Genomic DNA, 20,569 nt, shown 5'->3' with positions numbered 1-20,569 from the left:
TGGACATACGCGATCACGCCATCTGGTGAGCGTCGCCGGCTCGAGGACGGCCGATGAACGAGGTCTCGGAAGCAATGGTTACCAGAGTCAGTTCGACGCGCGTGCGGCCGGTTTCGACTGTGATCTTGTCACCGAGTGCGAATGGCTGGACTATCGAGATTTCAGGGTCGATCCGAGGCCATTGGCGTGGATGTCCGTACACGTAGATCGCGGTCACGCCGGCACGCGGCGGTAACCCCTCGACTCCGTCGAACACGACAGTGTTGAAAGCGCCCTCGAGCCCACCGCCCTGCCCGGACACGCGGAGTCGGTCAGGCACTCCCATGGAGTCGGTGAGCGCGGTCCATGCTTCCGGTCGATCGGTGTGGATGAGTACCAGTGCGCCGGTCGCGATGGCTCGAAAGATCAATTGCTGAGCCAGATAGAGTTCGCCGGCGACAAAAACGGTGTTGACGCCTGGCCCCGAAATTCTGGCCGCGACACCGTGCCCGTTTCGGTCCGAGCCGATGAGCTGGCCGCACCCGGCAAGAGGTAGAGCGAGTGAGTCGAGTGTGCCCCCGTCCATGCGAATGTGCGGCGTGATGCGGTCCAGCGCGGCCAATGCGGTTGGCAGGTTGGTCAGCAATCCGTCGCGCTGGCGCCCACGAAGCGAGACCAAACCGGCCAGCGGTGCGTTCTCAGGTGGATTGCGCGTGGTGAAGCGACATGTCGCACTGACCTTCGCCTCTCCGCGTTCGCCCGTGGGGCGCAACCGAATTGTCACGGACGTCCCGACCGTTGCCACTGCCCATACTTGGGTCAGGGTCGAGGTGGTGATGAAACGGGGTTCGATTCCGTATCCGACGTTGGACACACCAGGCAAGGGGGTACTTCGCCACGTTTCGGTGACCTCGTGGCTGGCGACTCCTCTTGCGACCTGGGCAGTGGACGACGCGATCTCCGGTGCGGTCAGGATCCGCGCCTTGCATCCCGCTGAATCGAGCACCCGGATGACACGATTGGCGGCAACAGCGATCGCGCGGCCCGCGCCCTGTTCGCCCCCGCCTCGGCGTTCGACTGCTGCACGACCCTCCAAAGCGTCGAAACGTAGTGCAAGCCAAACGCTTCTGGTGGCGGTGGCTGGTAGTGGCCCGATGAGACGTTCGTAGACTTCGGTGGCCGGCGTTCCTGATGCGGCGCGGTATCCATGACTGACAATGTCGATGCCGGTGAGTGAGATGTCGTGCTGATACAGACAATTGACCAGGGCTGCCGTGGGCAGAAGGTGGGAAGCGTCGAATGAATGGCGCCCGATCCTGGTCAGGTAGTCGCGTGGGGGAGCGATCTCGACGACAGCGACGAGTGAAGATCCGTCCACTCGGAGCCCGATCGACTGTTCGGAGGGAGTGTGAAAACTGACGATCGTGCTGCCGTCGGCGTCCTTGCGGCGCAAATAGCGAAAGTACTTGACAATCCAGGACATTACCGACCAACCGCCCACATGGAGGAGCATTGATCCGGCAACCACACAACCGATTGCCAGCGCCCAGAGCCAATCCAGCCCACTGGCCATCGCGATTCCGCCTGCACTGATTCCGAGAATCTGTGCCGACACGAATTCGTGCGTCGAAATCCTGTGTGACGACGGCCAATGCTTCAACCGCGATCGGTCCACGGTTCCTCCCCGATACCTGACCTGCGAACTACCCGAAAATTTCCGCCCCAGCCAAACTGTACTGTGTCTTCGCAAGGGGATGTAAGGCACGGGGGGAACGATGGCTGCAACACCTACCACGCGCTGGCAGGTCAATGGGTACCGATTCTTGGTCAGGCGGATGGAACATGCGCTGGTCAGACGAGACGTGCGGATGCTTCACGATCCGATGCGGTCACAGTCCCGCGCCTTCACCGTCGGAATAGTCCTCGCTGCACTGGGATTGGCGGGTTGCGCGGTACTTGCTCTGTTTCGGCCACAGGACAAGATCGGCGATGCAGAAATCGTTGTTGCAAAGGAATCTGGCGCAATGTTCGTCGCCATGGAGGGTACTTTTCGCCCTGTGCTGAACTTGGCCTCCGCCCGACTGATTCTGGGTTCGCCAGTAAAACCGGCAATAGTCAAGGCGTCTGAGGTCGAGGCGAAACCGAGGGGCGCGCTCGTCGGCATTCCCGGCGCACCGTCCGCGCTGCCGGAATCAGCCGACCCGAGCAACGCCTTGTGGACGGTATGCGATTCCGTCGGATCCGACGGGAGAAAATCGTTGACGACTTCGGTCCTGGTCGGCTCGTCCAATGTCGGTGAAAACACGACATATCTGACGAGGGACCGTGCATTCCTGGTGAAGTCGGGTTCCGATCACTTTCTCGTATACGACGGGAAGCGAGCGGAAATCGATGTGGACAATCCGGCGATCATGCGGGCTTTGGGGCTGGAAGGAGCACAGGCGCGACCGATCAGTGCCGGATTTCTCAATTCGATCCCCGAAGTTCCGCGCATCGAGGCTCCGCGAATCCGCGAACTGGGATCAGCGCCCCGGTTCCCGCTACAGAACAAGACTGTCGGCTCCGTCGTTCAGGTTTCGGTGGGCGCGGACCTGCAGTACTACGTGGTGCTCGAGAACGGTATCCAGAAGGTCGGTGCGGCGCTCGCCCAACTGATCTACTTCTCGGATTCGCAGGGCGCCACCGGGATCGCGAGCGTCACCCCTGATGCCATCAGTCGTATTCCCTCGGTGAGGGAACTGGCCGTCGACTCGTTGCCGCAGGTGGTTCCGGAGATCGTCGATGATCATGGCGCACCTGTCGGCTGTCTGGAATGGGCTCCCTCACCTGCAGTCGACGGCGGCGAAAGTAGTTCTGCAACATTGAAACTCGTCGCTGGATTGCAGGTTCCGATCCCGGAGGGTGGCAAGTTGGTGTCCTTGGCGCAGGCGGACGGATCGGGCGACAATCTCGACAGCGTCCACGTCGAACAGGGCTTCGGTGGGTTTGTTCAAGCGACCGGAATCGAGACGAACAGCACCAGGCACGACGGAGTGTTCTACGTAGCGGATACCGGTGTGAAATACGGAGTACCGGACGAAACCTCCGCTCGCGCGCTCGGATTGACGCGAACGCCTGATCGCGCGCCTTGGCAGATACTCGATCTACTTGCATCAGGTCCGGCGCTCGAGAAGAGCAATGCACTGATAGCTCACGACGGAGTCGCCCCCGATTCAACGCCGGCCGCTCCAGTGAACTGAACACCGTTGACGGTTCAGAGATCGACGTCCCGTCGTTCGGGAAGTCTCCGACGAATTACTCGACGAATGGGCATCGACGCCAACAGCGTCAGTAGGGCTAGGGTGCCGACCGTTCCGGCTCCGACGAGTGCCGCGTCGCGAGATCGGTTGTCGGGGGTCGGCGGCGTGGGTAGGGGATCGATCGTTACCGACTGATGATTGACCTTGAGGCGTTCCCCCGGTGCCAATTCGCCCGTTACCGCGGCGAGTGGATCGATGACGCCGTGACCGACGTAGGGATTCCAACCCTGCGCCGGAGCGTGGGCGGTGGCTTCGATACGTTGCATGACCTGAAGTGCAGTCAGTTCCGGGTGAACCGACCGGACCAGCGCGGCGGTTGCCGCGACATAGGGCGCAGCGAAACTGGTCCCGTTGAACGACTGTACGGCGCCGTCGGAGCCGTAGACTCCGTTGGTCAGACCAGGCGACGTCGGGTGAAGTGAGATGATTCCGGTGCCGGGCGCCGCAACGTCGACCCATGGACCGCCGAGGCTGAAGGAGCTGGCGGTGCCATTGGGGTCGACCGACCCGACGGTGAGGACATAGTCGTCGTACCAGGCAGGACTGGCAATCGTCGTAACCGAGTTCCATGGATCGGCTTGTGGATCGAGGGGATCCGGCGGTGGATTCTGGTTCTTGCAACCTCCGGATCCGACGTTCCCTGCAGCAGCGACGACTACGGCGTTCTTCGCGATCGTGGCGTATTCGATTGCAGCGCCCAGTCGTTGGTCGTTGATCCCGTCCCCGGCAGGCTTGCAAGCGACCTCGGAGATGTTGATAACGCTTGCACCCAAGTCAGCAGCGTGACGTACGGCCAGTGCCATGGTGTCGACGTTTCCGTAGCCAGACGAATTCTCGGCTACGGCAGGGTCTTCGCGTTGGCCGGCCACCGAGAAAGCGGCACTGGACTGCCTGATCGAGATGATCTGTGCGTCCGGCGCAGCTCCGGAAAATCCGGAACCGTCGACCTGCTCGGCGGCGATGAGACCGGCGACGACTGTTCCGTGTGAGTCACAATCGTCGGTGCCGTCGGAGGTCCTGACATAGTCACCGCCGCCTTCGAGGGCCGGTAGCCGCGGATGTCTGCTGACGCCGGTGTCGATGACAGCAATTCGCTGCCCCGCCCCTCGGGTGATCGACCACACCGAATCGAATCCGAGATCCTGTTGAGAACGTGGAATATCCGCGCCGTCACCACCCGCTACGGCGGGGACGCACAGGGTTCGTTGTTCGGTGGGTTGGGGAGGCGCGGGTGGACCGTCCTCCGGCAGCATTGCAGGATCGATGGGGGAAGGAACCGCACTCGATGCGCCACCCGCCCCGGCGAGGACTGTTAAGACAACGATCACGAGTGCGGCACAGATGTTCGTCGCGCGTCGAATCACCATCGAGATCCGATCGCTCAGAGACCGCGCATGAGCGCGAAGAGCCCACTGACCCAGCAGATCAGCGGAACGATTGCTGCAATCGCAGCGAGGTCCAACAGTTCGGCCGCGCGTCGCATCACGGGGCTGAATGTGTTCTGGGGGGCGAGGATTCCCAGAATCAGTGACAGGAGGAGAACAGTCATCGTGATGGCGAAGACGACCAATGCATGGTCGCGATGGGTCCATGCCATGCCGCCCAGGAGAGCGAGAACCACCGAGATGCCTGCCGAGATGAGTGGGACCGCCTGATGTGCGCCCGCGTAGGTGCGCCCGCGAAACATCAGCACGACGGCCGTCGCGAATGCGAGAGCAAGGTTCGGGCAGACGATTCCCTGACGGGGCCAGGACCACGCGAGCGCGACTGCGGCAGTGAGCGCGACCACTGACGTGGCCACGATCAGTCCGGTCAGGTAGCTACGAGCCCGCCCTGCCCTTTCAGTCAACTCGGTCAGCCCGGGCAGTTCGGGCTCGGGCAGTCCGTCGCGATCGTCGTCGAGGGGATTACTCGGCGTCGGAACCGGGGGAAGCGGTAATCGCGCGAACAGCATCGACAGTCGAGCGGTGAACGTGAGAACGATCAATGCTGCGGCAATCACCGCGCTGTTGACGGTTGCGGTGCGCGCCTCGGGAAGCGTCGTCGCGACGGCGAAGGTGCCCACCGCAGCAAGGAGGACGACGAGAAGTGCGGTGAAGACGGCTAATCCGGCACCGCACAAGCGGAGGCAGATCAGAGTCACCGCGGCTGCGAATGCCGAACCGAGAAGGAGATGAGCAGAAAGAACAGTGCCGGGTACGCAGAGGGCGCCGGAGACGAACGCCAGTGGCACCGCTGTGCATCCGAGCGTGATGGAGCTTGCAGTGTCTCCGTACACCCGCGCTGCCACGACGGCGGCGACGGTGAGCACCAAAGACGTCACTCCACCGCAGACAGCGCCGATCAGACCTGTATCGCCGAGGACCAGGGCGAGGGCCGCGACGAGCGCAGCGACGAGGGCAGCGGACGAGCCGACAATGCGCGCGGTGATCGGAGTCCAGCGTCGGTAGATGTCTGCATCCGTCGCCGCGACGGTGTACATGATGTCGTCGAAGAGTGGGGGCGGGGAAGCGGTGTCCGCGGCCGCGAGTACGAGCAATTCCCCATCGCGGATTCCATGCTCGTGCAGCGACAGCGTCGGTGCCAGCGGTACCCTGCCGACTTTCGACAGAGTCCAGTCGACGGGCTCGAATTGTTCGGCGCTGTGGTCGAACTCGTTGAAATTGCTGTGGTTGACAATTGTGTCCACAATGCCCGGAATGACCACCGCGAGTGGAACACGAAGCGGCACCGCAAGATCCACCTGTGAATGGGCTGAAAGTACCGTCAACCTGCACAGTTCGGCAGAATGGGTCGCGCGTCGTCCGTTTGCGGTGTGCGCAGCGCTGGTTTCAGTGGTGCTGGTCAAGATCTGTCCCCTCCCATGACGCGATTCCCCTGTCACGTCACCCCAGTTCACCCGAACAATACGACATGAACTGTGCGCCTGTGTCGGCGACAGCGCAGACAACAGGTGGCACCGACCCGAGTGTCGGTGTTGTGATCTACTCTCTTGCAATTGCGTGACTACGCCTTGGGGGGCGGGCCGGCGGTAGTCGGACGAGGCGCGTGGCGGCAACAGCTGCAGCACCGATGGGGGTGGGTGAATTGAGCACTGTCAGATTTGCGCGTCGAGCGCGCCGTGAATCGCCGCGTACACCGGGCGGCGAGGTGACGCTTCAGGCCCCACCGGAGATTCCTCGCGTCACGCCGGGAAACCTACTGACCAAACTACTTCCGGTGATCATGGTGGTTGCCATGATCGGCATGGTGGCGCTGATGTTCTCTTCCGGCATGGCGCGCAATCCGATGTCTCTGCTGTTTCCGGTCATGATGATGGTGTCGATGCTCGGGATGCTCGCCGGGGGCGGTCGTAGCGGTGGGGCACGAGCGTCGGAAGCGAACGAGGACCGCAAGGACTACCTGCGGTACCTGGATCAGATGCGCAGCGATGTTGCTGCAACGTCTGGTGCGCAGCGTGCTGCTCTCGAGTGGAGCAATCCCGAGCCGTCGCAGCTTTGGACACTGGCCGGGACTGTGCGGATGTGGGAACGTCAGATCACCGACTCGGACTACTGCCACGTTCGGGTCGGTCTGGGTACACAGCGATTGGCCACCAGGCTTGTATCTCCGGAGACGGGGCCGGTCGAGGATCTCGAACCCGTCGCTGCTGTCTCACTTCGGCGATTCGTCCGTGCGCATTCGGTTGTAAAAGACCTGCCGACCGCCGTCTCGCTTCGCGGATTTGCTGCGATGTCCATTGAGGGGCAGAGGGATTCCGCTCGAGCGCTCGTCCGCTCGATGTTGATGCAGCTGTGCACTTTTCACGGTCCGGACATCGTCCAAGTTGCAGTGGTGTGCGGTCCCGATACCGAAGCCGAGTGGGAGTGGGTCAAGTGGCTCCCACACGTACAACACCCGGAGTCTCAGGACGGCGCCGGCACTTCACGCATGGTGTTCGGTTCGTATCTCGAGTTCGAAAGTTCCCTCGGGGAAACGCTTTCGATGCGTGCTCGATTTGCTCGCAACACTCCAGCGAGTGCGGGCGTTCCGCATCTCGTGTTGGTCGTGGACGGTGGCTTGCTCGAAGGTGACACCGGCCTGTTGTCCGAATCCGGGCTCGACTCGGTGACCGTCCTCGACCTGTGCGGGTTCTGCCCGCGGCTGGCGGCGGCGCGTGGTTTGCGACTGGTCGTCGGTAGCGATCAGATCGGCGCGGTGAGCAGCGCAGGAGTCGAGAATTTTGCGACGCCTGACGCCGCGACGACGAGCCTGGCGCAGTCGTTCGGACGTCGCATCGCACCGTTCCGTGCGGCATCGCAGAACGCCGTGGACGCGACTGACGACGACCGATCCCTTCGGACCTGGAGCCAGATGTTGGGGATAGGAAATGTTGCGAGGTTCAATCCTGAGCATGGCTGGCTGCCACGTCAGGGGCGCGACCGACTCCGCGTGCCGATCGGTGTCGGACAAGATGGAAACCCTGTCGAACTGGATCTGAAGGAGTCGGCCGAGAACGGTATGGGTCCGCACGGGCTGTGTATCGGAGCCACCGGTTCTGGTAAGTCGGAGTTCCTGCGAACCTTGGTGCTCGGCCTGATCGCGACGCACTCACCCAACGCACTGAATCTCGTCCTGATCGACTTCAAAGGTGGTGCAACCTTTCTCGGCCTGGAGGAGGCGCCGCACGTTGCTGCGATCATCACCAACCTTGCCGAGGAATTGGCGATGGTCGATCGTATGAAGGACGCACTCGCCGGCGAAATGAATCGTCGACAGGAACTGCTGCGTGCGGCAGGAAACTTCGCAAACGTGTCTGACTACGAGAAGGCGAGGCTGGCCGGCGCTGCACTCGATCCGTTGCCTGCACTCTTCGTGGTTGTCGACGAGTTTTCCGAACTGCTCAGTCAACAGCCGGAATTTGCCGAATTGTTCGTGGCCATCGGGCGATTGGGCAGGTCACTTCATATTCACCTGCTGCTGGCCAGTCAGCGGCTCGACGAAGGAAAGCTTCGGGGTCTCGACAGCCATCTTTCGTATCGTGTCGGTTTGAAAACGTTCTCGGCGAACGAGTCTCGTTCCGTTCTCGGCGTTCCCGATGCTTATCACCTGCCGGGCACACCCGGTGCGGGATACCTGAAGTCCGATTCTGCTGAGATCGTTCGCTTCCAAGGTGCATACGTGTCAGGCCCGTACGAGGGTGAGCGGATAGTGCCCACTCGATTCTCGGTAGATTCCCCCGTCGAACTCGCGCCGCTGCCGTTTACCGCGACGCCCGTGGTCGGGCCAGAGGCTGTTGTCGTTCCCGTCGAGCCCGATGTCATCGACATGGGTGAAATCGGTGACGATGCACGTACTCTCATGGGAGTCCTCGTCGACCGAATGCGCTCTCACGGCCCACGCGCGCACGAGGTGTGGCTACCGCCGCTCGAGGCATCCCCGACGCTTGACCAGTTGTTGCCGCGGTGGGCGGCCGGTGATCAACCTCGCGGAAATCTGAGCGCACCCTTCGGCGTAGTCGACAGGCCGTTCGATCAGCGCCGCGATCTTCTCGTCGCCGATCTGAACGGATCAACGGGCAACCTCGCGATCGTCGGCGGCCCGCAGTCGGGAAAGTCGACGGCCTTGCGCACGTTGATCTTGTCTCTGAGCATGACGCACACGCCGGAACAGATTCAGTTCTACTGCCTCGACTTCGGCGGTGGAACGCTCCTCGGATTGAAAGATCTGCCGCACGTCGGATCGGTGGCAAACCGCTTGGATTCCGACCGCGTCCGCCGCACGGTTGCCGAGGTACTCGGTGTGGTCGCGAAACGAGAGCGACTGTTTCGTGACCTCGGCATCGACTCCATGGCTGATTTCCGAGGATTGCGAACAGCTGATCCTGCCGGGGAAGGTGTGGCGGCGGGACTCCGAGATGACCCGTACGGTGACGTCTTCCTCGTCGTCGATGGTTGGCCCAGCGTTCGTTCGGATTTCGAATCACTCGAGCCTCAGATCAACATGCTCGCCGGTCAAGGTTTGTCCTTCGGTGTGCACGTGATCGTCACGACGTCGAGGTGGGCCGAGATCCGGCCGGCACTCAAGGATCAACTGGGTACTCGCATCGAACTTCGATTGGGTGATCCGGGAGATTCGGATGCGGGTCGCCAGAAAGCCAGCCTGGTGCCGGAAGGTCGACCGGGTCGTGGCATCACGCGCGACGGGCTTCACCTTCTCACCGGACTACCTCGAATCGGCGGTTCGCCCGGTAGTGAGAATTCCGGTGGGTCTGTGGCGTCGACGGTCGAACATATTGCAGCCATGTCGAATTCGCGCCCGGCGCCCACCGTGCGGATGCTTCCGGATTCGTACTCGCGGGCAGAACTTCTCGAAGCTGTCGGAACCCGGTGGCCCTCACCGAGTGCGGCCGACGGTCGGTGCCTCACCGTGCCGATCGGGCTCGGTGAGACCGACCTCGCCCCGGTGTACATGGACTTCCGGGAACACCCACACTTCTTGATATTCGGCGACACCGCGTGTGGCAAGACATCTCTTTTGCGCGGAATAGCGGAAGGGATCATCGCGTCGAACACACCGGCGCAGGCCAAGCTGATTATCGGTGACTATCGGCATTCCCTGCTGGGAGTGGTCGAAGGGAATCACCTCGGCGGTTACTCGGCGTCGTCGACGACCTTCGGTGAGTTGATGGTCGACTTGGCTCGGATCGTCGCCGCCAGAATGCCGAACGCCGAAACAACACAGCAGCAATTGCGGGAAAGGTCGTGGTGGAGTGGGCCGGAGATTTATGTACTGATCGACGACTACGACCTTGTGGCCACACCGAGTGGTAATCCGGTGGCGCCGTTGCTCGAGTACATTCCGCATTCCAAGGACATCGGTTTGCACCTGGTGATTGCCCGCCGTTCCGGTGGCGCGGCCAGAGCACTCTACGAGCCGGTCATTGCGAGAATTCGCGACATGGCACCGGCCGGATTGATCATGAGCGGAAGTCGCGACGAGGGAAATCTCGTCGGCACCGTCCGCGCGTCGGCATTGCCGGAAGGTCGTGGGGTCTACGTTTCTCGGTCGCAAACCCAACTTGTCCAAGTTCCGTGGATGCCACCGCTGTGACCGTTCCGTCCTTGGTGTCGGTCTCGCTACATTGGGGTGCATCCAATATCTGGGTCGTCTCGGGTCAACGCGAATTCTGTTGCAGTGCAGACCTCAGACGCGAACCGGCGTCGGGTCCCGGTACGACCGGAGAAAATGCGATCGATTACGTCGACGACGATTATGTCGACGTAGATGGTCGGATTGTCCCCACCGTCCTGGAGCTGGCCAGGCTGATCTCCAGTGCGATGGACGGGTGCGGAATCGTCGATGCAGACATCCTCTATCTCAGTCATCCCTCGGACTGGGGTGCCCCACGCAGGCGGCGATTGCTCGATGCCGCACGGCGAGTGGCGCACGACGTCGTCCTCGTTCCGACGTCGGTCGCGGCGGCGAGGTCGGCTCGTACAGCCTGGCGATCACGGTGTGTCGTCCTCGAACTGCGTGGCGGAATGGTGGTCGCTTCTGTTGTCGTTGAGGTCGACGGTGAACTCCGAATCGACGGGGCACAAAGCTCGGCGATCGCAGACGTTGCGGGGTTGTTTTCCGGAATCGGGGACTTGTCGGTTCGGGACGCTGTGGTGTTGGTCGGGCCGCGCTCCCATGCCGTTGCGGCTTCGCTCGAACGTGGGTCGACGAATGTCCACGGCCATGCGAGCATTCGAATTCTGGACGAGAGTCGGGTGGCGTCGTCTCTGGTGGATCCTCGGACGCTCGTTCGCCAGACAACTGCGCGGGACAGTTCCGGTCGAATCGTCGACAATTCAGCTTTTGGCGCCGGGTGGGTAGGCGATCCGGATGGCGCGATGTCGATTCCTTCCGTGGACTCGACTGCCACCTCGCCCCGTCGAGTCGGCGGGTGGCACGGAGGCCGTCGACGGTTCGCGGCGGCGCTTGCGGTGCTCGCCGTCGTCGCTGCTGTCGCGGCAACGGTCGTGGTGTCGACTCGCGACCGAGGCGATTCTCGGTTGGCGGACTCGGTCGCAGCTGCGGCGGAAGACAAAGTCGAGATCGTGGAGGCGTCGAAAGAGCAGGAAAAGCCTGCGCCGAAGACTTCGATTCCGTCGATCGAGTCCGGTGTCACGCCGGAACTCACGCGTGTGGAGGTGGGGAGCGTTGCAGCAGAGCTGCCTTCCGATTGGAAGCTTCTGTCACGAGGGACCTCGAGCGGGCGCACCGATTTGATACCCAGTTCCGGCGCTGATCGCAAGATCGTGGTCATCGAGAAACGTCTTGCGGAAGGTGCTGGATTCGATTCCGTCGAAGCCGCTTTGCGTCAGCAGTTTTCGGCGTTCGAGGACCCATTGCGGTTCGGAGAGTTTTCTGTGATCGACGATGCCGCAGGAAAACAGGCAGTGGTGTACGTCGAGTTTCCGGACGATTTCTCCGAGGTGCGTTGGCGCGTGTACGTCGACAACGGTCGGCAAGTGAGTATCGGCTGCCAGTATCTGGTCGGTGAGTGGGACAGTCTCGAAGCGGACTGCCTGCGGATGTGGCAGTCACTCGAATTCACGCCCTGACCGGATCGGTCGGTTCTGCAAACATTCTTCGATCGGGCCGGAACCGTTGGCACGGAGGTCGCGTCAAAGTATGTGTAGCGCACATCAGGGAGTTCCGCTCGACCCCGGTGCACATCTGACGGACAAGCCGTCGTGGGTGGTCGCCGATACCGAACGGTACTCACCGAATCCAGGGGGACGACATGGGCTTTACCGCAACTACCGCTGAATTGATCGATTCGGCGGGGACCATCGACGGACATCTCGGTGACATCAGGGGACTGGTCAACGCTGTTCGGTCGGAGGCCGACGCTTCGCACAATTCGTGGAACGGTGCGGCGCAGGTCGAATACGCAGGAATCATGGAGCGATACAACAGCGCGGCCCTGAAGCTGGACACTGCTCTGACCGACATCTGCGAGCAGATCAAACAGGCTGCGGGAACCTTCGACTCGACCGAAGACGACAACGTCAGCTCGCTTCGCGGCGCGACGGTGAACATGTCCTGACCGTCAGCTCTTCGCCGTTCGATCAAGCAGTCCTCAGCCAGTAGTTCTCACAAAGTTCTCTCCAGTCACACCGAACCGGGAGCAGTTATGTCCGACAGGATCAAGTACGACTTCGGCGGCCTCGCAATGCTGTCCGATCAGATGAAACAGCAGGCCAAAGCGATCAACGACAAGCAGGGCGACATCAAGGTTGTCGTAGACAAGCTGCAAGCAGGCTGGGAAGGGGCAGGTTCCGAAGCCTGGAACGACGCACAGCGCCGCTGGGCCCAGGCGTCCGAAGAACTGAACATGGTTCTCGCGCAGATCGCCGGAGCGACGGCGAGCGGCTCGGAGAAGATGCAGGAAGCTGACCGGATCGCCGCAAACGGGTTCGGTCGCTGACAACATTCATGTCGTGACGACACCCCGACTGCCCCGGTACCGTCAGGTTGCCGGGGCAGTCGCATGTCGATCGCTTACCTGCTGGTTCCGGACGAGGGCATTGTCGGCGGAGATGGCTGCGCTTTGACCTGGCAGCGGGTAGACCGGTATCGTCTATCGGTGGCGTGCCGTAGGGCTCCGGCAGAAATGCGTGGAGACCGGCGGTTCTCGGGTCTCAACTGGCCGCCGAGGATCGTTTACGCGATACGCACATGGTCAGCAGTGGAATGAATTAAGACGAGGAAGATCTGTGTCTACGTACACCCCGAAGGCCGGAGATGTGACCCACTCGTGGCACGTCATCGACGCCACTGACGTGGTGCTCGGCCGTCTTGCCGTTCAGGCAGCGAACTTGCTGCGTGGCAAGCACAAGCCCACCTACGCGCCGCACATCGACGGTGGTGACTTCGTTGTCATCATCAACGCTGAGAAGGTTGCCATCAGCGGCAACAAGCTGCAGGGCAAGAACGTTTACCACCACTCCGGATTCCCGGGTGGCCTGAAGTCCCGCACTGTCGGTGAGGTCCTCGACAGGACTCCCGATCGTCTCGTCGAGAAGGCCATTGTCGGCATGCTCCCCAAGACGAAGCTCGGCCGCGCAATGAGCAGCAAGCTCAAGGTCTACGCGGGCCCGAATCACCCCCACACCGCGCAGCAGCCGGTGCCGTTCGAGATCAAGCAGGTCGCACAGTGACATCGCCGGAAGAGCAGAACGTGTCCGAAGAGAACATCGAAGCAGTGGAAGAGCTTGTCGCCGCTGACGCAGTCGAGGTCGTCGAAGAGGTTGCTGCAGCTACGCTCGCACCGATCGTCCTCGATCGCCCGGTCCAGACCGTCGGTCGCCGCAAGGAGGCTGTCGTTCGCGTCCGGATGACTCCCGGTACCGGTCAGTTCAAGCTCAACGGCCGTACGTTGGAGGATTACTTCCCCAACAAGGTTCACCAGCAGCTGATCAAGGCTCCGCTGGTGCTCGTCGAGCGTCCCGAGTCTTTCGACATCATTGCACTGCTGCACGGTGGCGGCCCGTCCGGTCAGGCAGGCGCACTGCGTCTGGCTATCGCGCGCGCACTCATCGAGGTAACCCCTGATGATCGTCCGGCCCTCAAGCGTGCAGGCTTCCTGACGCGTGACGCCCGCGCGGTCGAGCGTAAGAAGTACGGCCTGAAGAAGGCCCGTAAGGCATCGCAGTACTCCAAGCGCTGATGCTTTGCCGAGGTTGACCCGACGGGTCTGCTTCGGCACCTGTTCACCACAAGAGCGGGCGTCCATCGTTACCGGACGCTCGCTCTTGTGTTTCTCGGAGAAATTCCATTCTCGAGTTTCATTCTCGAGGTTCACAGGATTCAGGAGTCGTTCTATGGGTCGGTTGTTCGGTACTGACGGTGTTCGTGGACTTGCCAATTCGGATCTGACTGCAGATCTTGCATTGAGATTGGCAGTTGCCGCGGCGAGCGTACTGACAGCCGGCACTTCGGATGCCCGTCCGACCGCCGTGATCGGCCGCGATCCTCGCGCCAGCGGTGAGATGCTTCAAGCCGCGGTGACGGCCGGGTTGAGTTCCGCAGGCGTCGACGTGCTCGACGTGGGTATCCTTCCGACTCCGGCAGTTGCATACTTGACGGCAAAGCTCGAAGCCAGTCTCGGTGTCATGATTTCTGCATCGCATAATCCCATGCCGGACAACGGAATCAAGATTTTCGCGGCCGGTGGGCACAAGTTGGATGACGCTGTCGAGGTGGCGATCGAGGACGCACTCGACGGCACTGCGCCGCCGGTCCTTCCGACAGGTGCCGGGATAGGCCGAGTCCGTGCGGTCGACGACGCCGCGCAGCTGTACCTTGGACATCTGGCGAGCGCGGCGAGCGAGCCGCTCGCTGGGCTTACCGTTGTCGTCGACTGCGCCAACGGCGCTGCTTCCGCGCTCGCACCGGTTGCCTACGCAGCAGCGGGCGCTCGCGTCATCGCGATCAGCGCAGATCCCGACGGCCTCAACATCAACGACGGCTGCGGATCGACGCACCTGGAGAATCTTCAGAAAGCCGTAGTCGATCACGGGGCGGACCTAGGCCTCGCGCACGACGGCGACGCCGACCGTTGCTTGGCCGTCGACGAGACCGGCGCGGTGGTCGACGGTGACGCGATCATGGCTGTTCTGGCGATCGCGATGAACGAGGCCGGGGAGTTGGTCGAGAACACTCTCGTCGCGACTGTCATGAGCAATCTCGGTTTGCACATCGCGATGCGCGAGGCAGGCATCAACATCGTGACTGCTGCGGTAGGCGACCGCTACGTCTTGGAGGAATTGCGCGCGGGCGGGTACAGCCTCGGTGGCGAGCAGTCAGGCCATGTTGTGTTGCCGGCGTTCGGCACCACGGGCGACGGAATTCTCACCGGTCTCAGGCTGCTCGGACGCATGGCTCGTACGCGTAAGTCGGCATCCGTACTGGCTGCAACGATGACCACCCTCCCGCAAGTGCTGATCAACGTGAAGGTCGGGGACAAGGCGGCAGTCGCAGCGTCGCCGTCGGTACTTGCAGCAGTCGCGGACGCCGAGCGCGTTCTCGGTGACGGTGGTCGAGTGCTCCTGCGCCCGTCCGGGACAGAGCAACTGGTCCGCGTCATGGTCGAGGCCACTGAACTTCCGCTCGCGCAGAAGCTGGCTGACGAGTTGGCCGAGATCGTCGGTTCGGTGTAGCCCCCTCATTACGCGTTCGCGTTTAGAGGGAACGCAATTGCGCCCCGCTGCGTCCAAGGAGTCAAAGGCCGCTCGACGTGCGAGTGGTTCCGTTGAAACTTGGGGGCGCTCGTGGATGTCGACCGCGCTGGAACAGATGAATTGGCACGTCATGCGGTGTCGGTGGCCCAGGGTCTGCGCGATTCTGCCGAGCCGATCAAGCGTTTGCGATGGGGCGGTGCCGCTTCGGGCCGTGACTACGCCGAGCACGGAGCCGCGTTGGCGTCGGCATTGGCGGTCCTGAATTCTCGCTTGACTGGCCGTGCGGATCTTCTCGATACGTTGGCGCGCCGGCTTTCCTCTTCGGCTGAGGCAATCACTGAGGCGGATCGCGAGGGTGCGCGGCGGGTGCGGGACTCCGGCGGGTCGGCCTCGTGATACCGAACAGCCTTACAGCCCAGGCAGTACCGAACGGCCCGTGTTCTTTCGAAGATATTCTTGCACTGCGTGATTCACATGCTCATCCCGACGAAATTCTGGAAGCGGGCGCTAGCGGACTGCAGTTCTTCGGCCGATTTCACGACCTGGCCACTCGGTTGGGTTTCGAAGAACGGATGCTTACCTCCTATGAGGATGCATATCGCGCAGAGGCGGGCATCGATATCGCGGCACTGACGCGAGACATGTCGGACATGGCTGCGGCGGTGGACGGTTCGGTCGCGGAGATCGCGATGCTGACGGTCCTGGCCGAGAATCTTCCCGCAGTGTGGAATGTTTCCGGCGTGGATGCGGTCGTCGATCAGGTCTTCGCCGCGCGGCGCGAAGCTCGGTCCGATGCGGATTCGGCGCCACTGTTGATCACGCTAGCCGACGAACTTGCGCGGACTGTTCGAACGGCTTTGGCAGACAAAGCTTTCAAGGTGGCCAGCCTCGACCGGGCGACCATCGGCGGTCTGGGTGCGGGGGAGATCGATCAGCTGGCTCACGTCGCTTCCAGCGGTCGTGGCGCGGCGCCATGGCTGGACACCGTTTTTCGCTCGGCGTATCTGGATGCCCGCGACGAATTCGACAGGGCGTGCGCGCAGTGTGCGAGCGCGGTAGGCGATGCTTTTGATGCCGCGACTCAGTGGGTGACAGACGCCTTCCCGTCGACCTTGCCGGTCGCCGAGACGATCGAATCCGGTGCCGCGGCTGCGCCGATCTCTTTCTCGATCGGCGGCAACACATGGGGCTTCTCGATTGCGCCCGACGGTCGTGGGGTGAGTCTCGATGTCGCCGGTGCTGACGGGAACTCTGTGTCGGTCGCCGTGGAGTTGGACGAAAACGGTTGGCCGAGAATAGTTTTTGATGCCGGTCAGGAGGCGGTCATGCAGGAGACATACCCGCAAGAAGCGTCCCAGCCCGCGACACTTCAACCCGAAATTCCCCAACCCGAAATTCCCCAGCCCGATATTCCCCAGCCCGAGATACCGGTTGAAACCACCGCCGAAGTCTCGCCCGCGCCGGACCCGGAGCCGCCTGTCACAGTCCCGGACGAGTCGATCGCCGGCCCCGACGGAGAGACGGGCGCTGAGCTGGCCGGAGCTGGTCCGCTGTGAAGTCCGTTCACGCGCCCTTCGAAGAGATCCGTCGAACTCTCGATTCTCAACTCGACGACTTCCGTGAGCGCAGAGCGGCAGTGGCGAGCGAGGAATCGCGCCAGGAGCCGCCGTCCGAAACGACGTCTGCCGATAACGACACGGAAGGGTCGGTCAGATCCGGCCCGTATCTGCGATCCGCGTCAGAGCCGACGACGACGCCGACGAAGCCGTGCTCGCCGCCGGAGTCGGGGGCGGGCACGGACTCCTACTTACGCAACAGCTGGCTGGCCCGCGCGTCGGAGTGAGGTTCAACCGGGAGCAACGGCGCCGTGTGTGGAATCTCGACATCAGGATCAGCAAAGTCCTGGTACTTCTTGTCGCCGGTCAGATGGAACAACAGGAAGCCCGTGAGCAGGCACCGTGTGGCGGACTGTGTCTTGCGCTCGGATCCACCGAGGCCCAGGGCTCCGAGGAGTCGGCGGCCTTCGATCAGTCCGGCGTCTTGGCCGTCGTTCACGGTGCGTGCGACGACGGGACCGCCCCACTCCACGCTCAGCGGGCGCGCATTGCTGGTCAAGGAATCGACGTCGTCTTCGCCGGCAAGGATCAATCCGGGCGCTGTGATCTTCGACGCGTAGTTCTCCGCCTTGGGTGCTGTCGGGGCCGGGAACAGCGCGGCTACCGCAGCGACATCCCCGCGCTGCGCTGCGGCCAGTACCGCCGCGCCCGCGCCCATGCCGTGACCGGCAAAGGCGACTCGATCGGGGTGGACGCTGATCTGGCCGGGGCCGAGTCGTACGCCGACGCAGATGTCGAGCGTCGCTCGAAGATCTGCAGCCAAGCCGAGATGGGACGGGACCGGACCGCGTTCGCTGTCGGGCGCCGCTGCGACAATTCCCCAGGAAGCGAGGTGCTGGAGTGTCTGCTCGTACTTGTGGGACCCGACCATCCACCCGTGCGCGAAGGCGACGGCGGGGAGATTGAAACCGGTTTCCGGCGTGTACACGACACCCGGCTGTCCGGCCAGGGCGAGGTTGCCGCGGAGAACTCGGTGCGGGCCGCGCTTGGACAGCTCACGGGTCAGTGTCTTCAGTTTCGGTGCCACGGTTGAAGACGTTATCCGATGAGCCGTCTCGTGTATGCGGAGCCGACGCTGCAACCGGCTGGGGGATGTCTGTGGAACCGCAAAATGCGCCCACCGCCGATGTCCAAGTACCCTGAGTCACCATGTGCGGAATCGTGGGATACGTCGGCCACCGCCCAGCTCTGGGCGTTGTGGTGGAGGCTTTACGGCGAATGGAGTATCGCGGGTACGACTCGTCGGGAATCGCGATTCTCGACGGAACCGGTGGGGTCGAGATCGAGCGTAAGGCCGGTAAGTTGGCCAACCTCGAGGCGGAGCTCGGCGAGTACGGCGCGGATCACTTTGTCGGTACGTCGGGTATGGGTCATACCCGGTGGGCGACGCATGGGCGACCGACCGACCGTAATGCGCATCCGCATCGTGATGCGTCGGGCAAGCTGGCTGTCGTTCACAACGGAATCATCGAGAATTTCGCCCCGCTGCGTGCGGAGCTCGAGGCTGCAGGCGTCGAGCTTCAGAGCGACACGGATTCCGAGGTGGCAGTTCACCTGGTAGCCCGGGCGTACTCCCACGGGCCGACGGCAGGTGATTTCATCGAGAGTGCGCTGTCGGTGGTTCGTCGGTTGGAAGGTGCGTTCACGCTCGTCTTCACGCACGCCGACCACGCGGACACGATTGTCGCCGCCCGCCGCTCGACGCCGCTCGTCGTCGGTGTCGGTGAGGGCGAGATGTTCCTCGGCTCCGACGTCGCTGCGTTCATCGAGCACACACGCGATGCGGTTGAACTCGGACAGGATCAGGCAGTGGTGATCACTGCCGACAGCTATCGGATCTCCGACTTCGCGGGCAACGAGGCAGAGGGGCGCCCGTTCCGCATCGACTGGGACCTCGCGGCCGCCGAAAAGGGTGGTCACGACTACTTCATGCTCAAGGAGATCGAAGAGCAGCCGACCGCTGTCGCCGACACGCTCCTCGGCCACTTCGAGAACGGGAAGATCGTCCTCGACGAGCAGCGGTTGTCCGATCAGGAACTGCGCGACGTCGACAAGGTGTTTGTCGTCGCCTGCGGTAGTGCCTACCACTCCGGACTGTTGGCGAAGTACGCGATCGAGCATTGGACGCGTCTACCTGTCGAGGTCGAACTCGCCAGCGAATTCCGTTACCGCGACCCGGTTCTGGATCGCTCGACGCTTGTTGTCGCGATCTCGCAGTCGGGGGAGACGGCGGACACACTCGAAGCGGTCAAGCACGCCAAGGACCAGAAGGCACGCGTCCTGGCGATCTGCAACACCAACGGTGCACAGATCCCGCGCGAAGCCGACGCCGTTCTCTACACGCGGGCAGGACCGGAAATCGCGGTTGCGTCGACCAAGGCCTTCCTGGCGCAGGTGACCGCGAACTACCTCGTCGGTTTGGCTTTGGCGCAGGCTCGCGGCACCAAGTATCCGGACGAGGTTGCGCGCGAGTACGCCGACCTCGAAGCTATGCCCGCATTGGTCAGCAAGGTGCTCGAGACGGCAGAACCGGTGCGCGCGTTGGCACGCCAGTTCGCGCACGCGTCGACCGTGCTGTTCCTGGGGCGCCACGTCGGCTACCCGGTGGCGCTCGAGGGTGCGCTCAAGCTCAAGGAGCTTGCGTACATGCACGCCGAGGGCTTTGCCGCCGGTGAGCTCAAGCACGGCCCGATCGCGCTGATCGAGGAGGACCTTCCGGTCATCATCGTCATGCCGTCGCCGCAGGGTCGCGCTGTCCTGCACTCGAAGTTGGTGTCCAACATTCAGGAGATCAAGGCGCGCGGGGCAACGACTATCGTCATCGCGGAGGAAGGCGACACCGTCGCCGCGGCGCACGCGGATCACCTGATCGAGATTCCGGCGTCACCGACTCTGCTGCAGCCGTTGCTGTCCACGGTTCCGTTGCAGATCTTTGCGGCCGAGGTTGCCGCGGCGCGCGGATACGACGTCGACAAGCCGCGTAACCTGGCGAAATCGGTTACGGTCGAATAGTTTTCGTAGGGAAATTCGGGCCCCGCAGTCGAAAGACTGTGGGGCCCGAGTGCGTTACGGCGTCTCGACGACGACGGTTCCGCGCATCTCGGGATGCGGTGTACAGGTGTAGTCGTAGGTTCCGGGTTCGGTGAACGTGTAGGTGTAAGTTCCCGATTTCTTGAGTGGGCTGCGGAGTTTGCCCTTGGCGTCTCCGAGGCCGTTGACGTCGTGGGCCATTCCGTTGTCGTCGAATACCCACGTGACGGTGTCGCCGACGTTCACGGTGATGGAAGCGGGGGAGTACGCCATCCCGGAGATGGTCACCACGGGTCCGCTCGCCGTCGTTTCGGCCGCAGATGGTGTGGAGTCGGTGCCGGAACTGCACCCGACCAGGCCGAGAGCGAGGACGAGTCCCGCGATTGCCGGGCGAAGACGTGATTTCATGGTTTCGAGGGTAGCGACGGCA

Annotated in this window: 17 protein-coding genes; 11 read left to right on the top strand and 6 right to left on the bottom strand. The window is 62.6% G+C overall.

Going from position 1 to position 20,569, the window contains the following annotated elements; genetic code table 11:
• Nucleotides 1-13: 13 nt before the first annotated feature.
• Nucleotides 14-1,654 (bottom strand): type VII secretion protein EccE, encoded by a 1,641-nt coding sequence (eccE, locus tag QM596_RS15475; protein ID WP_046378254.1) that lies wholly within the window; start codon nt 1,652-1,654, stop codon nt 14-16.
• Nucleotides 1,655-1,754: 100 nt separating this feature from the next.
• On the opposite strand from eccE, the gene eccB reads away from it, so the two are divergent.
• A complete protein-coding gene (gene eccB / locus QM596_RS15470; RefSeq protein WP_097387608.1) occupies nt 1,755-3,218 on the top strand; it encodes a type VII secretion protein EccB in 1,464 nt (487 codons plus the stop codon).
• Nucleotides 3,219-3,232: 14 nt separating this feature from the next.
• Here eccB and mycP read toward each other — a convergent pair whose 3' ends face one another.
• Both mycP and eccD read right to left on the bottom strand, forming a co-directional pair.
• The gene (gene mycP / locus QM596_RS15465) at nt 3,233-4,645 is read right to left on the bottom strand and encodes a type VII secretion-associated serine protease mycosin (RefSeq protein WP_283309275.1); all 1,413 of its coding nucleotides are present in this window, start codon (nt 4,643-4,645) and stop codon (nt 3,233-3,235) included.
• 14 nt (nt 4,646-4,659) lie between these two features.
• Nucleotides 4,660-6,126: a type VII secretion integral membrane protein EccD gene (eccD, locus tag QM596_RS15460; RefSeq protein ID WP_283309274.1), complete on the bottom strand. Its 1,467-nt coding sequence runs from the start codon at nt 6,124-6,126 to the stop codon at nt 4,660-4,662.
• Nucleotides 6,127-6,350: 224 nt separating this feature from the next.
• Between eccD and eccCa the strand changes: the two genes are divergently transcribed.
• The 9 genes from eccCa to QM596_RS15415 all read left to right on the top strand — a co-directional run bounded on the left by eccCa (nt 6,351) and on the right by QM596_RS15415 (nt 17,049).
• The gene (gene eccCa, locus QM596_RS15455; protein ID WP_241840939.1) at nt 6,351-10,370 is read left to right on the top strand and encodes a type VII secretion protein EccCa; all 4,020 of its coding nucleotides are present in this window, start codon (nt 6,351-6,353) and stop codon (nt 10,368-10,370) included.
• Nucleotides 10,367-11,869: a type VII secretion-associated protein gene (locus QM596_RS15450; RefSeq protein WP_070796259.1), complete on the top strand. Its 1,503-nt coding sequence runs from the start codon at nt 10,367-10,369 to the stop codon at nt 11,867-11,869. The genes eccCa and QM596_RS15450 overlap by 4 nt, the downstream gene beginning before the upstream one ends.
• A gap of 182 nt (nt 11,870-12,051) precedes the next feature.
• On the top strand, nt 12,052-12,357 hold the full coding sequence (locus QM596_RS15445) for a WXG100 family type VII secretion target (protein WP_003940986.1): 306 nt from the start codon (nt 12,052-12,054) through the stop codon (nt 12,355-12,357).
• An 87-nt stretch (nt 12,358-12,444) separates the two neighbouring features.
• Nucleotides 12,445-12,738, top strand: coding sequence for a WXG100 family type VII secretion target (locus QM596_RS15440; protein WP_003940975.1), 294 nt, complete (start codon nt 12,445-12,447; stop codon nt 12,736-12,738).
• Nucleotides 12,739-13,027: 289 nt separating this feature from the next.
• Complete coding sequence (gene rplM / locus QM596_RS15435; RefSeq protein WP_019747566.1) at nt 13,028-13,471, top strand: 50S ribosomal protein L13; 444 nt, start codon at nt 13,028-13,030, stop codon at nt 13,469-13,471.
• On the top strand, nt 13,468-13,980 hold the full coding sequence (gene rpsI / locus QM596_RS15430) for a 30S ribosomal protein S9 (protein ID WP_019747567.1): 513 nt from the start codon (nt 13,468-13,470) through the stop codon (nt 13,978-13,980). Before rplM ends, rpsI begins: the two co-directional genes overlap by 4 nt.
• Nucleotides 13,981-14,134: 154 nt before the next feature.
• On the top strand, nt 14,135-15,472 hold the full coding sequence (glmM, locus tag QM596_RS15425) for a phosphoglucosamine mutase (RefSeq protein ID WP_113683083.1): 1,338 nt from the start codon (nt 14,135-14,137) through the stop codon (nt 15,470-15,472).
• A gap of 111 nt (nt 15,473-15,583) precedes the next feature.
• Entirely contained in the window at nt 15,584-15,889 is a 306-nt protein-coding gene (locus QM596_RS15420) for a hypothetical protein (protein WP_019747569.1), read from the top strand.
• Nucleotides 15,890-16,065: 176 nt separating this feature from the next.
• Complete coding sequence (locus QM596_RS15415) at nt 16,066-17,049, top strand: hypothetical protein (RefSeq protein ID WP_243617060.1); 984 nt, start codon at nt 16,066-16,068, stop codon at nt 17,047-17,049.
• A 46-nt stretch (nt 17,050-17,095) separates the two neighbouring features.
• Here the strand turns inward: QM596_RS15415 and QM596_RS15410 are convergent, their stop codons facing one another.
• On the bottom strand, nt 17,096-17,290 hold the full coding sequence (locus tag QM596_RS15410) for a hypothetical protein (RefSeq protein WP_154606640.1): 195 nt from the start codon (nt 17,288-17,290) through the stop codon (nt 17,096-17,098).
• A gap of 6 nt (nt 17,291-17,296) precedes the next feature.
• Nucleotides 17,297-18,136 (bottom strand): poly(ethylene terephthalate) hydrolase family protein, encoded by an 840-nt coding sequence (locus tag QM596_RS15405; protein ID WP_283309273.1) that lies wholly within the window; start codon nt 18,134-18,136, stop codon nt 17,297-17,299.
• A 122-nt stretch (nt 18,137-18,258) separates the two neighbouring features.
• Here QM596_RS15405 and glmS point away from each other — a divergent pair, with 122 nt between their 5' ends.
• Nucleotides 18,259-20,121 carry a glutamine--fructose-6-phosphate transaminase (isomerizing) gene (gene glmS, locus QM596_RS15400; protein ID WP_020906923.1) on the top strand — a complete coding sequence of 621 codons (1,863 nt, stop codon included), beginning with the start codon at nt 18,259-18,261 and terminating at the stop codon, nt 20,119-20,121.
• Between the two features lie 54 nt (nt 20,122-20,175).
• On the opposite strand, the gene QM596_RS15395 is transcribed toward glmS, so the two are convergent.
• Nucleotides 20,176-20,547, bottom strand: a complete 372-nt coding sequence (locus QM596_RS15395) for a cupredoxin domain-containing protein (RefSeq protein WP_019747573.1) — start codon at nt 20,545-20,547, stop codon at nt 20,176-20,178.
• Between the last annotated feature and the right edge of the window lie 22 nt (nt 20,548-20,569).

The organism is Rhodococcus sp. IEGM 1406 (assembly GCF_030056745.1).
GTDB lineage: Bacteria > Actinomycetota > Actinomycetes > Mycobacteriales > Mycobacteriaceae > Rhodococcus_F > Rhodococcus_F erythropolis.
This window is presented reverse-complemented; position numbering and strand designations above follow the sequence as displayed.